The organism is Halomonas sp. 11-S5, from assembly GCF_029889825.1.
Classification (GTDB): domain Bacteria; phylum Pseudomonadota; class Gammaproteobacteria; order Pseudomonadales; family Halomonadaceae; genus Halomonas.
The window spans coordinates 1-13,995 of record NZ_JARANW010000004.1 but is presented as its reverse complement, the minus strand read 5'-3'; the positions used below and the strand labels follow the sequence as shown (position 1 = coordinate 13,995).

Annotated in this window: 14 protein-coding genes; 10 read left to right on the top strand and 4 right to left on the bottom strand. The window is 66.6% G+C overall.

Going from position 1 to position 13,995, the window contains the following annotated elements:
• Positions 1 to 15 precede the first annotated feature (15 nt).
• The 9 genes from OP497_RS04395 (at position 16) to OP497_RS04360 (ending at position 5,970) form a co-directional block, all read left to right on the top strand.
• Complete coding sequence (locus OP497_RS04395) at positions 16 to 957, top strand: sugar phosphate isomerase/epimerase (protein ID WP_280546786.1); 942 nt, start codon at positions 16 to 18, stop codon at positions 955 to 957.
• A 40-nt stretch (positions 958 to 997) separates the two neighbouring features.
• Positions 998 to 1,930, top strand: a complete 933-nt coding sequence (locus tag OP497_RS04390) for a sugar ABC transporter substrate-binding protein (RefSeq protein ID WP_280546785.1) — start codon at positions 998 to 1,000, stop codon at positions 1,928 to 1,930.
• A 276-nt stretch (positions 1,931 to 2,206) separates the two neighbouring features.
• Positions 2,207 to 2,335: a hypothetical protein gene (locus tag OP497_RS17500; RefSeq protein WP_348533107.1), complete on the top strand. Its 129-nt coding sequence runs from the start codon at positions 2,207 to 2,209 to the stop codon at positions 2,333 to 2,335.
• Positions 2,335 to 2,733, top strand: coding sequence for a substrate-binding domain-containing protein (locus OP497_RS04385; RefSeq protein ID WP_348533106.1), 399 nt, complete (start codon positions 2,335 to 2,337; stop codon positions 2,731 to 2,733). Before OP497_RS17500 ends, OP497_RS04385 begins: the two co-directional genes overlap by 1 nt.
• Before the next feature lie 102 nt (positions 2,734 to 2,835).
• Positions 2,836 to 3,048 carry a hypothetical protein gene (locus OP497_RS04380; RefSeq protein ID WP_280546783.1) on the top strand — a complete coding sequence of 71 codons (213 nt, stop codon included), beginning with the start codon at positions 2,836 to 2,838 and terminating at the stop codon, positions 3,046 to 3,048.
• 26 nt (positions 3,049 to 3,074) lie between these two features.
• Positions 3,075 to 4,049 (top strand): sugar kinase, encoded by a 975-nt coding sequence (locus OP497_RS04375; protein ID WP_280546782.1) that lies wholly within the window; start codon positions 3,075 to 3,077, stop codon positions 4,047 to 4,049.
• Between the two features lie 10 nt (positions 4,050 to 4,059).
• Positions 4,060 to 5,049 (top strand): D-glycerate dehydrogenase, encoded by a 990-nt coding sequence (locus tag OP497_RS04370; RefSeq protein WP_280546781.1) that lies wholly within the window; start codon positions 4,060 to 4,062, stop codon positions 5,047 to 5,049.
• A gap of 89 nt (positions 5,050 to 5,138) precedes the next feature.
• On the top strand, positions 5,139 to 5,822 hold the full coding sequence (locus OP497_RS04365) for an HAD-IA family hydrolase (protein WP_280546780.1): 684 nt from the start codon (positions 5,139 to 5,141) through the stop codon (positions 5,820 to 5,822).
• Positions 5,809 to 5,970 (top strand): SDR family oxidoreductase, encoded by a 162-nt coding sequence (locus tag OP497_RS04360; protein ID WP_280546779.1) that lies wholly within the window; start codon positions 5,809 to 5,811, stop codon positions 5,968 to 5,970. Before OP497_RS04365 ends, OP497_RS04360 begins: the two co-directional genes overlap by 14 nt.
• A 71-nt stretch (positions 5,971 to 6,041) precedes the next feature.
• Here OP497_RS04360 and uxuA read toward each other — a convergent pair whose 3' ends face one another.
• The 4 genes from uxuA to OP497_RS04340 all read right to left on the bottom strand — a co-directional run bounded on the left by uxuA (position 6,042) and on the right by OP497_RS04340 (position 12,544).
• Positions 6,042 to 7,220 carry a mannonate dehydratase gene (gene uxuA / locus OP497_RS04355; RefSeq protein WP_280546777.1) on the bottom strand — a complete coding sequence of 393 codons (1,179 nt, stop codon included), beginning with the start codon at positions 7,218 to 7,220 and terminating at the stop codon, positions 6,042 to 6,044.
• Positions 7,221 to 7,242: 22 nt separating this feature from the next.
• Positions 7,243 to 8,721, bottom strand: a complete 1,479-nt coding sequence (locus OP497_RS04350) for a mannitol dehydrogenase family protein (RefSeq protein ID WP_280546775.1) — start codon at positions 8,719 to 8,721, stop codon at positions 7,243 to 7,245.
• Between the two features lie 258 nt (positions 8,722 to 8,979).
• Entirely contained in the window at positions 8,980 to 10,785 is a 1,806-nt protein-coding gene (locus OP497_RS04345; RefSeq protein ID WP_280546774.1) for an IlvD/Edd family dehydratase, read from the bottom strand.
• Positions 10,786 to 10,798: 13 nt separating this feature from the next.
• Entirely contained in the window at positions 10,799 to 12,544 is a 1,746-nt protein-coding gene (locus OP497_RS04340; RefSeq protein WP_280546773.1) for an IlvD/Edd family dehydratase, read from the bottom strand.
• A gap of 200 nt (positions 12,545 to 12,744) precedes the next feature.
• On the opposite strand from OP497_RS04340, the gene OP497_RS04335 reads away from it, so the two are divergent.
• A complete protein-coding gene (locus OP497_RS04335) occupies positions 12,745 to 13,764 on the top strand; it encodes a TRAP transporter substrate-binding protein (protein ID WP_280546772.1) in 1,020 nt (339 codons plus the stop codon).
• Positions 13,765 to 13,995 lie beyond the last annotated feature (231 nt).

The following is a 13,995-nucleotide window of genomic DNA, read 5'->3' as shown; positions in this document are numbered from 1 at the left end:
ACACGAGGCCATATCATGAAACTTTCCATCTGTACCGACGCGATGGGGGATCTTTCCTTCACCGAGATGCTCGACAAATGCGTGGCGCTGGGTGTCGAGGGCATCGAGATGACCGGCGGCGGCTGGTCGCCTGCGCCGCATTTCCGCGCCGACGAACTGCTGGCCGACAAGAGCCTGCTGAAGAAGAAGCTGAATGAGATCGAGGCACGTGGGCTCGAGATCGCCGCGCTCAACTGCTCGGGCAACCCGCTCGATCCCGGTGCGCTGGGCGAGCGGCACCGCAAGGAGATCGAACAGACCTTCCGCCTGGCCGGCGAGATCGGCGTCAAGAAGATCGTGACCATGTCCGGCCTGCCGGCCGCGGCGCCGGGCGACAGCGTGCCGAACTGGCTGGTCTATACCAAGAGCTGGCCGGAGGAGATGCCCGAACGCGACCGCTACCAGTGGGAGGACTGCGCCTTCCCCTACTGGCATCGCCTGGTGAAGCTCAGCAAGGAAGTGGGCGTCGACAAAATCGCACTGGAGAACTTCTCGGCGATGCTGGTCTGGAACCCCGAGACCCTGTTCCGCCTGCGTAACGAAGTGGGGCCGATGGTCGGCATGAACCTCGACCCGTCACACCTGTTCTGGAAGGGGGCCTGCCCGATCGCCGCGGCCCGGGCCCTGGGCGATGCGATCCATCATGTGCACGGCAAGGACACTCGAATCGAGCGTGGCCTGGCCGACGTGAATGGTCTGCTCGAGTTACGGGAGGTCACCGACGTGGCCAACCGCGCCTGGAACTACGTCGCCGTCGGCGCTGGCCACGACCTCCAGTGGTGGAAGGAGTTCTTCTCCGTCGTGCGCATGCTGGGCTACAACGACTGGGTCAGCCTCGAGATGGAAGACTTCACCATGTCCACTGAGGCAGGTATCCAGTCCTCCATCGACGCCCTGCAACAGACCATCAGCAAGTAAGACCACCCCATAACGAAGACTACAAGAAAGGAGCAAGACCATGAAAAAACTCATCTTTATTCCGCTCGCCGCCGCTCTGATGACCGGCCCTGCCCTGGCCGAAGAGCTCGATATCGGCGTCAGTTTCTTCAACCTCAATGAGCGCTTCATCATCGGCCTGCGCGAGAGTCTCGAATTGGCGGCAGAGGAGCAGGGGATGGAAGTGCAAGTCGAGGATGCCCGCAACGACATCGGCCGGCAGCTCAGCCAGGTGCAGAACTTCATCGCCTCCGGCGTCGACGGTATCATCGTGAACCCGGTGCACTCGGACTCCACCAGCTCCATGAGCCGTGCCGCCGCCGAGGCAGGCATCCCGCTGGTCTATGTGAATCGCCAGCCCATGGACATCGAGTCGCTTCCCGATAAACAGGCCTTCGTCGGCTCCGACGAGAGGGAGTCCGGCACCCTGCAGACCCAGGAGGTCTGCCGACAGCTCGATGGCGAGGGCAAGCTGCTTGTGATGATGGGTACCCTGGGTGATAACGCTGCCCAGGTCCGTACCCAGGACATCCATGACGTCATTGCCACCCCCGAGTGCAGTGGGCTCGAGATCGTCGAGCAGCAGGATGCCGACTTCCAGCGTATCGAAGGCAACAACTTGATGACCAACTGGCTGACGTCAGGTCTCGAGTTCGACGCGGTGATTGCCAACAATGACGAAATGGCCATCGGCGCCATCCAGGCGCTGAAGAATGTCGGCCACGACATGGATGAGGTGATTGTCGCCGGTATCGATGCCACCAGCGATGCCCTGGCCGCGATGCAGGCCGGCGAGCTGGATGTCACCGTCTTCCAGAACGGCCCTGCCCAGGGCGCGGGCTCCGTCGACACCCTGCATCGGCTGATCAAAGGCGAGGATGTTGACAATGCCGTGTGGGTACCCTTCGAACTGGTGACCCCTGACAACCTGGATGAATACGTCGGGCGCAACTGAGTCGCTCATACCAACCATAGCAGGGCGACCCGGACTCCCCCGGGTCGCCTTGTTTTCTTCGATGCCTGCGCCCAGGGAGTGATGTGTCCCATTGGTGAAGTCACGGCGAGCCTCGAGTACCTGAAGCGTCAGGGCTTCCAGGCGGACGTCTGACACAGGATGAATGACCTTGATCCAGGGTGACCTGAAAGTTGCCGCCCCGATTCGCTGGTCGATGGTGGGCGGCGGCCGCGCATTGCCGCCGCTGCCCGCCGTCTCGGCTACCGTCCCAACCAGATGGCCCGTAGCCTCAAGGGGGGCCACTCGGGACTGATCGGCATGCTGGTGGCAGACATTCGCAATCCCTTCTCGGTGGCGGTCATGCATGGCGTGGAACAGGCCGCCGCGAGCGCGGCCTGTCGTTGATGGTCTGCAATACCGACAACGACCCGGCCCAGGAGCGCGAGCACCTCGCCCTGCTCGCCTCCTACCAAGTCGAGGGCCTGGTGTTCAACGCCGCCGGCAGCTCAGACCGCGAACTGCAAGCCTTGGTGGAAGAGGGCATTCCCCTGGTGTTGCTCGATCGAGAGCTTAGCGACGTCGGCGTCCGCCTCGGCGAGACCGGGCTGATGGGCATCGACGAGCTCGACTGGTGCGAGCTGGTCACTCCGGGCATCACGACACTGGCCCAGCCCACCGAGGCGATCGGTCGCGCCGCCGTGGCGTGTCTGATGCGCCGCCGCGAGGCAGGTGACCGCACGACGCCGGCGCGCAGGGTGCATTTCCAGGCCAGCCTCATCCCGCGCGGTTCCACCCGCGGCTGATTCATCCAACCCTGCAGGAGCCCCATGTCTGCCACATCTTCCAGCCCTCGAATGGTATCGTTCCCACCACTGTTGACCGGCGCGGAGGATACACCCGCCACCTTGGTCGCCACCTCTGCCTACGGCCACGACGCCATCACTACCCACGGCCAGGCCGCGGTGCTGCCATGGCTCAACGCGGCCGGCGCCGACGGCGTGGAGATCCGCCGCGAGCGGCTACCGGCCGGCCTGACGCGCGCCATCGAATATCCCTTGCAGGGCCAGGATTTGGTGGCCATCACAACCGAACAGTTGGCGCGACTGCGCCGCCTCTAACACCCCGCCCCCCACAGGAGACTGCCATGACCCAGCCATCCGACCCTCCCGAGATTCTCGCCTTCGGCGAAGCCATGACGATGTTCGTCGCCGAAGATGCCGGCGAGCTCGCCGCCGTGGAGCACTTCCAGCGCCGCATCGCCGGCGCCGACACTAACGTGGCCATCGGCCTGGCCCGTCTGGGTTTCCATGTGGGCTGGCTGAGCCGGGTCGGCGACGACGGCTTCGGCACCTTCGTTCGCCGCGCCCTGGAGGCCGAAGGGCTGGACTGCCGCCACCTGCGCACCGACGCCGAGCATCCCACCGGCCTGGTGTTCAAGGAACGCGCCAAGGGCGGCGCCGATCCTCACGTGGAGTACTTCCGCCGCGGCAGCGCCGCCAGCCACCTGTCGCCGAGCGACACCGACGGCGTCGACTTCTCGGCGCTGCGCCACCTGCACGCCACCGGCATTCCCCCGGCGCTCTCGACGAGCTGCCGCGAGCTCACCGAGACCATGCTCGACCGGGCCCGGGACGCCGGCGCCAGCCTCTCCTTCGACCCCAACCTGCGCCCCAGCCTGTGGAAGAGCGAGGCCGAGATGCGCGACACGCTCAACGCCTTGGCGGCGCGCACTGACTGGGTGCTGCCCGGCCTGGTCGAGGGGCGGCTGCTTACCGGCCGGGACAGCCCCGAGGCAATCGCCGACTTCTACCTGGAGCGCGGCGCTCGGGCGGTGATCATCAAGCTAGGTCCCCAGGGCAGCTACTATCGGGGTAGCCTGGGCGGCGAGCAGGCGGACTTCACCGTGCCCGGTGTACCGGTGGCCGAAGTGGTCGACACCGTGGGTGCCGGAGATGGCTTCGCGGTGGGCGTGATCAGCGCCCTGCTCGACGGCCTCTCGCCCCGCGAGGCGCTACACCGCGGCAACCTGGTCGGCGCCCTGGCGGTGCAGGTACGCGGCGACATGGAGGGTCTGCCCGACCGCACCCACCTCGAGCGACTGGCATCCACCCCGCAGTGAGGAGACCGACATGAAGAAGCGCATCTTGGCCTACGGCCGCCTGAGCGAGGTCCAGCTGGCCCAGCTGTCCCGCGAGTTCGAGGTCCAGCAGTTCCACGGCCTCGCCTCGGCGGACGACCCAGAGTTCCGGGCCGCTCTGCACGAGGCCCATGGACTGATCGGCTCCAGCGTGGCGATCCCCGCCGAGCTGCTGGACGAGGCCCCCAACCTCGAGGCCATCGCCAGCGTCTCGGTGGGCTACGACAATTATCCGGTGGCGGCGCTGACCCAGCGCAGCATCCTGCTCTGCAACACCCCGGATGTGCTCACCGAAACCACCGCCGACACCGGCTTCGCGCTGATCATGGCCACCGCGCGCCGGGTGGTGGAGCTGGCCGACTTCGTCAGGCGAGGCGACTGGCAGAAGAGCATTGGCCCCGCGCACTTCGGCAGTGACGTGCATGGCAAGACCCTCGGCCTGGTGGGCTTCGGGCGCATCGGCGCCGCCGTGGCCCGGCGCGGCGCCCTGGGCTTCGGCATGCGGGTGCGCTACGCCATGGCCTCGCCCAAGCCGGCCCTGGAGGCGGAGCTGGGCGCCGAGCGCCGCGAGCTCGACGAACTGCTCGCCGAGTCCGACTTCGTGTGCGTCACCGTGCCCCTCTCCGAGGCCACCCGCCACCTGATCGGCGCCCATGAGCTCGCGCGCATGAAGCCCTCGGCGATCCTGGTCAACATCGCCCGCGGCCCAGTGGTCGACGAGGCGGCCCTGATCGAGTCGCTGGAGATGGGGCGCATCCGCGCCGCCGGCCTCGACGTCTTCGAGCAGGAGCCGCTGTCACCGGAGTCGCCGCTGCCGTACATGGCCAACGTGGTGGCCCTGCCGCACATTGGCTCGGCGACCCATGAGACTCGCGACGCCATGGCCCAGCGGGCGGTGGACAATCTCATCCTGGCGCTCTCCGGCGAACGCCCCATCAGCCTGGTCAACGAAGATGCCTGGGAGACGCGCCGAGGCGCTTGATCGGGCGATCCTAGACTTCGTCTGAGCCTGCCCACCGGACCCTGCTAAGATGGGCCGGCGTCTCTCCCTTCACCGACCGCGAGGACCCCATGACCCCACCGTTCTGCCTGCTCTTTGACTCCGATGGCACCCTGGTCGACAGCGAGATCCTGCTCGCCGAGGTGATGGGTGACATCCTGCCGGCCTTTGGCCTGCCCTTCTCCGCCCGGCAGTACCTGGAGGAGTTTCGCGGCGTGCGCTTCCAGACCATCATCGAGGCCCTGGAAGAGCGCCACGGCGCCCTTGCCGAGGGACGCTTCCCGACGCTGGAGGGCGAGATGCGTCACCTGATGGAGCGACGCATGCGCGCCGAGCTGCTGCCCATCGACGGCATGCCGGAGGCGCTGACGACCCTGGGCGCCCACCCCAAGGCGGTGGTCTCCAACGGCCCGGCGCGCAAGATCCGCTGCGCCATGGAGAGCAGCGGCCTGGCCCGCCACTTCGGCGACAAGCTCTACAGTGCCTACACCCTGAACGTCTGGAAGCCCGACCCCGGCCTCTACCTCAAGGCCGCCGAGGCCATGGGCCAGCCCCCCGAGCGCTGCGTGGTGATCGACGATGCCGCCGTGGGCGTGGCCGCCGGACTGGCCGCCGGCATGCGGGTCATCCACCTCAACCGTTTCCCCGATGAAGAGACGACGCCTGGCGGCGCCGTCGCCATCCATCATGCCGGTGAGCTGCCCGCGGCGGTGGCCCGGCTCGCCACCCAGGAGACCGCCCATGCCTCGCTTTGACCTGCATGGCCGGGTGGCCATGGTCACCGGCTGCAACAAGGGGCTCGGCCAGGGCCTGGCCGGCGCGGTGATCTTGCTCTGCTCGGATGCCGCCGCCTACGTCACTGGCCACGCCCTGGCGGTGGATGGCGGCTGGCTGGCTCGCTGAGACGCCTCGTGACCTGCCTTGGAAGCAACGGGCCCCGTCGATTTCGACGGGGCCCGTTGGCGTGGGGGCAGTCAGGCCGTCAACCGCCGTACCGCCAATTCCACCCCGCGCAGTTCGGCCAGGCCACGTAGCCGACCATAGAGCGGATAGCCCGGAGCGGTGTCGCGGTGGCGATCGTCGAGGATATGGTGGCCGTGGTCGGGGCGCAGCGGCAGACGCGGGCCGCCCTCGCGCTCGCGGCGCCGCTCCTCCTCCACCAGGGCCTGGATCACCGCCACCATGTCGACGTCGCCCTCGAGATGCGGCGCCTCATGGAAGGAGCGCGGATCGCGCTGCTCGCGGCGGGTCGAGCGCAGGTGGGCGAAGTAGATCTTCGGCCCGAAACGCCGGGCCATGTCGGCGAGGTCGACGTCGGCGCGCACCCCGTAGGAGCCGGTGCACAGCGTCAGGCCGTTGGCCGGGCTGGGCACGGCGTCGAGGAGCCACTCGGCGTCCTCGGGGGTGGAGACCACCCGCGGCAGCCCCAGCATCGGCCGGGGCGGGTCGTCGGGGTGGATCGCCATGCGGATGCCGACCTCCTCGGCCACCGGGATCATCGCGCGCAGGAAGTACGCCAGGTGCTCGCGCAGCCGCGCGGCGTCGATCTCGGCATAGTCCTCCAGCACGCCGCGGAAGCGCTCCAGGGTGTAGTGCTCCTCGGCCCCCGGCAGGCCAGCGATAAGGGTATTGACCAGCCTGTCGCGACCGGCCGCATCAAGGCCATCGAGGAAATGCCTGGCCTCTAGCTGTTCGTCCTCACCATACTCCGCTTCGGCGCCGGGACGCTCGAGCAGGTAGAGATCGAAGGCGGCAAACGCCACTTGGTCGAAGCGCAGCGCCAGTGCGCCGTCCGGCAGCGGCCAGGCGAGGTCGGTACGCGTCCAGTCGAGCACCGGCATGAAGTTGTAGCAGACGGTGTCGATGCCGCAGGCCGCCAGGTGGCGCAGGGTCTGGCAGTAGGTGGCGATCAGAGCATCGCGCTCGGAGCGGCCCTGCTTGATCGCCTCGGGGACCGGCACGCTCTCCACCACCGACCAGGTCAGGCCGGCGGCCTCGATCAGCGCCTTGCGCTCGCGGATCGCCGCCAGTGACCAGACGTCATCGTTGGGCACCTCGTGCAGCGCCGTGACGATGCCGGTAGCCCCGGTCTGACGGATCTCGTCGAGGCGGATAGGGTCCTTCGGGCCGAACCAGCGCCAGGTAGGTTCCATGGGGATCTCCTCTCAGGCCTCTTTATTCGCTACTGCCTGCCAGGGCTTCGAGCGCCCCATCGAGGCCCTGTTCGGTCAGGGAACGATAGGCCGTGAGTACCGCGTCGGCAAAGGCGGCGTCGGCCGCCAGGGCCGGCGGCACCACGTCGTCCATGGCCAGGAAGGCAGTGACCAGCGCCCCGGGGGCCTGGCCATGACGCGCGTGCAGCTCGGCGAAGCGCGGCGCCAGGGGGTCGTCCACTGTATAGGATTGACCCTGTCGGTCCCTGCCGGCGGTATAGCGGATCCAGGCGGCCAGGCCCAGCGCCGTGCAGGGCGCCGCCAGCCCAGATTCGCGGCGTGCCAGGGTGCCTTGCAGCCAGCGCTGCGGCAGCTTCTGGCTGCCGTCCATGGCGATCTGGTGCAGGCGGTGGCGCAGGCTGTCGTTGGCGAAGCGCGCCAGCAGCGAGTCGGCGTAGGCCGCTATATCCACGCCCTCGGGCATGGCCAGCGTCGGCGCCGCCTCCTCTCGCATGTAGCGACGCAGCAGCTTGCGCAGGTCGTCGCGGCTCACCGCCTCGAAGACTGTCTCGATGCCCTCCGGCGGCCCCAGATAGGCCAGCAGCGAGTGGCTGCCGTTGAGCATGCGCAGCTTCATGATCTCGAAGGGCGCCACGTCGGCGACCATCTCCACTCCATCGGCCGCCCAGTCGGGGCACCCCTGGGGGAAGTCATCCTCGATGACCCACTGGATGAAGGATTCGCTGACGACGGCATTGGGATCATCGACCCCCAAGGCTTCGAGTCGCTTGAAATCAGCCTCGGTCATGGCCGGCACGATACGGTCGACCATGCTGCAGGGAAAGGCCACCTCGCATTCTATCCACTCGCCCAGGGCAGCATCGCGACGCTTGGCCAGCAGGATTACAGCGTTGCGTGTCCGCTTGCCGTTGTCCGGCATATTGTCGCAGGAGAGCACAGTGAACGGCGGCAGGCCTGCCTCGCGACGCCGCGCCAGCGCCTCCACCAGGATCCCAGGCGCGGTGCGCGGCTGTGTGGGTGTGGCGATATCGGCGGCGATCATGGGGTCGTCAACGAGCAGCTCGCCGCTGGCCGGGTTGAGGAAGTAGCCCTTCTCGGTGACGGTGAGGGTGACGATGCGGGTCTCGGGCGAAGCCAGGCGCAATAGCAGGGCCTCGAGGTCGCGCCCCCAATACCCCTTGGCATCGCGGCCGGTAAACAGCGCCTCCTCGATTACCCCGATCTCGCGCAGGGTCACGGTCTCGCTGTCGGCGTACTCGGCCACATGATAGCCATATCCCGCCGTGCGCAGGTCATCCACCAGGTCGATACTAGAACGAAGGTTGGCACTGCTCAGGCCCCAATGGGTATCGCCGGTACGCTGGCGATACCGCTCGAGGTAGACCGCTTGCTGAGCGCGGTGAAAGGCCCCCAGCCCCAGGTGAACCATCGCGATATGGCCATGGGCCTTGTGCTTGGGAATTCGTGTCACGTCAGGCATGAGGCCCCTCTCACGGCTCGATTTGCATTCGCTCAGACCTCCAGTGAGCGCGACACTCAGTGAATCTGGGTCTCGACTCGCCGGCGACAGTAACGGACAGGACGGTTACCTAAGCAAGGCCACTACTCACTCAAAGATGGCAGCGTGATGCGACAGAACCTTACCGCCACCCTGGTATGACACCATGACATTATGTTAATGGCAATGACAGGGTGGCGCAGCCGACATGCGCTTCGCACCGTGCACGGTGAGCTTCAGTCAGTGGTTATCCCTGGGGGGAGTGCGGCGAGCCACATCGCGATACTTGTCGGCGCCCCGCAGGACCATGCCACGATCCAGCGGCTCCACCAGGGTGCGCTGAATCTCCTGCCAAGGGGTCTGGTGTGCCGGATAATGGTAGCCGCCGGCAGCATCGAGCTGCTCGCGACGCTTGGCAAGAACCGCTTCGTCCACCAATAACCCGACCTCACCACGGCCCAGGTCGACCCGCAATCGGTCACCACTCTCGAGCAGCGCCAAGGGCCCACCCGTGGCCGCCTCCGGCGACGCATTGAGAATCGACGGCGACCCCGAGGTGCCTGACTGGCGGCCATCGCCCAGGCATGGCAGCGACTCGATACCACGGCGAATCAATGCTTCCGGCGGCTGCATGTTGACCACCTCGGCGCCGCCGGGGTGGCCCACCGGGCCGGCGCCGCGCATCACCAGGATGGTGCGCTCGTCGATCCCGAGCGCCGGGTCGTCGATGCGCGCATGGTAATCCTCCGAGCCGTCGAACACCGCCACCTTGCCCTCGAAGGCCTCGGGATCGTCCGGGTCGCTGAGGAAGCGCTCGCGGAAGTCCGTCGAGATCACACTGGTCTTCATCATCGCCGAGTCGAAGAGGTTGCCCTTGAGGTTGAGGAAGCCCGCATGCTCCACCAGCGGATTGGCGTAGCGGCGGATCACCTCGGCGTCCTGGGTCTCGCGGTCGGCCAGGTTGGCGGCCAGCGCCTGGCCATTGACGGTGAGCACCTCACCGTGGAGCTCGCCGGCCGCCAGCAGCTCGTGCATCACCGCCGGCACACCGCCAGCGCGATGGAACTCCTCGCCGAGGTAGGCCCCCGCGGGCATGACGTTGGCCAGCAGCGGGATGGCGTGGCCCAGGCGCTGCCAGTCGTCGTTGTCGAGCTCGACACCGGCGTGGCGGGCGATGGCGTTGACATGAATGGGTGCGTTGGAGGACCCCCCCAGCGCCGAGCAGGTAACGATGGCGTTCTCGAAGGCCGCGCGGGTGAGGATATCGCTAGGCCGCAGGTCCTCCCAGACCATCTCGACGACCCGCTCGCCGGTCTGATAGGCGACCATGGCGCGCTCCTTGTAGGGGCCGGGGATCATCGCCGAGCCGGGCAGGCTCATGCCCAGTGCCTCGGCCAGGGAGTTCATGGTCGAGGCGGTGCCCATGGTGTTGCAGTGACCCACCGAGGGGGCGGAATCGGTGATTCGCGACAGGAACTCGGCGTAGTCGATGTCGCCGGCGGCGAGCCGCTTGCGCAGTTCCCAGACGATCGTGCCCGACCCCACTCGCTCGGCGCCGCGCCAGCCGTTGAGCATGGGTCCGCCGGAGAGCACGATAGCCGGAATGTTCACCGTGGCCGCAGCCATCAGCGCGGCCGGGGTGGTCTTGTCGCAGCCGGTGGTCAACACCACGCCGTCCAGCGGATAGCCGTGCAGCACCTCCACCAGGCCCAGATAGGCCAGATTCCGGTCCAGCGCCGCGGTGGGACGACGCACGTTCTCGTGGATGGGGTGCATGGGAAACTCGAAGGGCACCCCACCAGCGGCGCGAATACCGTCCTTGACCCGCTTGGCGAGCGCCACATGGTGGCGATTGCAGGGCGTCAGGTCGGAGCCCGACTGGCAGATGCCGATGATCGGCCGGCCGCTGGTGAGCTCCTCCAGGGTGATGCCCTGGTTCATATAGCGCTCGATGCACAGCGCCGTGGTGCCCGGGTGGTCAGGGTTGTCGAACCACCAGCGCGAGCGCAGCTGGTCGGGCGCGATGCGGGGTCGCTTGGTTGTCATGGTGCCTCCGGTCTCAGTGTGAATGGCGCGGCACCTCGGCGCCCCGGCAGCCCACCAGGAAGTCGAAATCGCACCCCTCGTCCGCCTGCAGCACATGCTCGATGTACAGCTGGCGGTAGCCACCGTCGCTGGCGATGCGCCGCGACCGCTCGGTGGGGTCGCTCTCCGCCAGCCGCGTGGCGAGCTCTTCGTCGCCGACCTCCAGGTGTAGCCGGCCGCTATCGCAGTCGAGCGCGATCCAGTCGCCGTTGCGCACCGCCGCCAGTGGGCCGCCGGCGGCGGCCTCCGGGGCCACGTGCAGCACCACGGTGCCGTAGGCGGTGCCGCTCATGCGCGCATCCGAAATACGCACCATGTCGGTGATGCCCTGTTCCAGCAGCTTGGCGGGCAGGCCCATGTTGCCCACCTCGGCCATGCCGTGGTAACCCCGCGGCCCGCAATGCTTCATCACCAGGACGCTGTCGGCATCGACGTCGAGGTCGGGGTCATCGATGCGTGCCTTGTAGTCATCGAAATCCTCGAACACCACCGCCCGGCCGCGATGCTGCATCAGCTCGGGACTCGCCGCCGAGGGCTTGAGCACCGCCCCCTTCGGGGCCAGGTTGCCTTGCACAACGCACATGCCGCCATCCTCAAGCAACGGATTGTCGAGCGGGCGGATCACCTCCTCGTTGTAGAGCGGGGCGTCAACGACGTTGTCCCACAGGCTTCGGCCATTGACCGTCAGGGCGTGCTTGTGGGGCAGTCGGTCGGCCTCACCGAGTCGGCGCAGCACCGCCGGCAAGCCGCCGGCGTAGTAGAACTCCTCCATCAGGAAGCGCCCCGACGGCTGCAGGTCGACGAGGGTCGGCGTGCCACGGCCGATCCGCGTCCAGTCGTCGAGTGCCAGGTCGACGCCGATGCGCCCGGCGATCGCCTTGAGGTGGATCACCGCGTTGGTCGAGCCGCCGATCGCGGCGTTGGTGCGGATGGCATTCTCGAAGGCTTCGCGGGTCAGCACCTGCGATAGCCGCAGGTCTTCGTCGACCATCTCGACGATGCGATTACCGGACAGGTGGGCCAGCACGTAGCGCCGCGAGTCCACCGCGGGAATCGCCGCGTTGTGGGGCAGCGAGGTACCCAGCGATTCGGCCATACAAGCCATGGTCGAGGCGGTGCCCATGGTGTTGCAGGTGCCCGCCGAGCGCGACATCCCGGCCTCGGCGGCCATGAAGTCGTGGATCGAGATCTCGCCGGCCTTGACCTGCTCGGAGAGCCGCCAGACCACGGTGCCCGAACCGATGTCCTTGCCCTGGTGCTTGCCATTGAGCATGGGCCCGCCGGTCACCACGATCGTCGGCAGGTCGCAGCTCGCCGCTCCCATCAGCAATGCCGGAGTGGTCTTGTCGCAGCCCACCAGCAGCACCACGCCGTCCATGGGGTTACCGCGGATCGCCTCCTCCACGTCCATGCTCGCCAGGTTGCGGGTGAACATCGCCGTGGGCCGCAGGTTCGACTCGCCGTTGGAGAACACCGGAAACTCCACCGGGTAGCCGCCCGCCTCGAGGATGCCCTGCTTGACGTGGTCCGCCAGCTTGCGGAAGTGGGCATTGCAGGGCGTCAGTTCCGACCAGGTGTTGCAGATGCCGATGATCGGCTTGCCCTGGAACTCATGGTCGGGGATGCCCTGGTTCTTCATCCAGCTGCGGTACATGAAGCCGTTCTTGTCGGCACTGCCGAACCATTCGGCGCTGCGCAGGGGGCGCTTGCGGGCGGTCATCTCTATTGCTCCTTGCCTGGGGCGCAGCCGGCCGGCATGCACCTGGGGGATCGATTGCGACGAAGGTAACGCTTGACACCCTCGCAGTCGATACATACGAAAGTATATGTTGAACAAACTACCCAAATGTTCAACATTAAGGGCGTCACACATGACCCCATGCCAGCACACAACCAACAACATCCCCTCTGGAGAGAACCATGCTCAAACGCACGTCATGCCTGCTGCTCACGGGTTCGGCCCTGTTACTCGGCCTGTCGACCGCCCAGGCGGCGGAGTACGAGTGGCAATTCCAGGCCTCCGAGACCAGCGGCGAGCCTAGTTTCAAGATCAAGCAGGAATGGGCGGACAAGGTCACGAAGATGACCAATGGTCGTGTCGAGATCGAAATCCTTCCGATCAACTCCATCGTCGGCCCGACCGAGACACTCACCGCGGTGAGTTCGGGCATCCTCCAGGGCCACATGACCGACCCCAGCTACTTCTCCGGCCAGGATCCGGCCTTCGGCATGCTGGGCAACCTGGTGGGCGCCTGGAGCGATCCCTACGATTTCCTGGAGTACATGAAGCATGGCGGTGGTGAGGAGCTCTACAACGAGTTGGCCAACCCCTATGGCACTCACCTGATCGGGGCCGCGACATTCCCACTCGAATCGATCCCTTCCACCGTTCCCATCAAGACACTCGATGATTTCAATGGCCTCAAGATCCGCGCCCCTCAGGGCATGGTCTCCAACATCTTCGAACGCATCGGGGCATCGCCGGTCAACCTGCCGGGCTCCGAGGTCTACACCGCGCTCGAGAAGGGCGTGATCGATGCCGCCGACTCCACGGTGCTCTCCAACAACGACGCTATGGGCATCCACGCCTTCGCCCCCTATCCGCTCTACCCGGGCTTCCATTCCATGCCGATGATCGCGGTCTCGGTCAACAAGGAGATCTGGGACGGACTACCTTCCGAACTCCAGACTACGCTGGAAGTTGCCTTCGACGGCATGGCCTACGACTTGATCGCGCGTCTCAAGGCACAGGATGTCGTGACCCTGCAGAAGCTACAGGAAGATCCCGACGTCCATCCCTATGATCTGCCGGCCGAGGAGCGTAAGAAGTTTCGCCAAGCCGCCGAGCAAGAATGGGCCGAGTGGGCGAGTAAAAATGATATGACTCAGAAGATCTACGACTCTGCGACGGCTTTCTTGCGCTCGCGCAACCTCCTCTAAACGTAGTGATCTTCGCGTGGTAACCACCCCCGGGTCAGAGTGGCTCGGGGGCTTTTGATCGAGACATGTCATGACCAAGTTCTCATCCGCGAACCGTGATCCCGCCGACACGGTCGAGGAGCTCGGCCCCGAACGTACCGCCCTGGACCGCCTGGTGGCCCGGGGCGCCCACGGCGCCGCCTGGCTGGTACTGATTGCCATGGGCATCAGCGTGGTCGAGGTGTTCCTGCG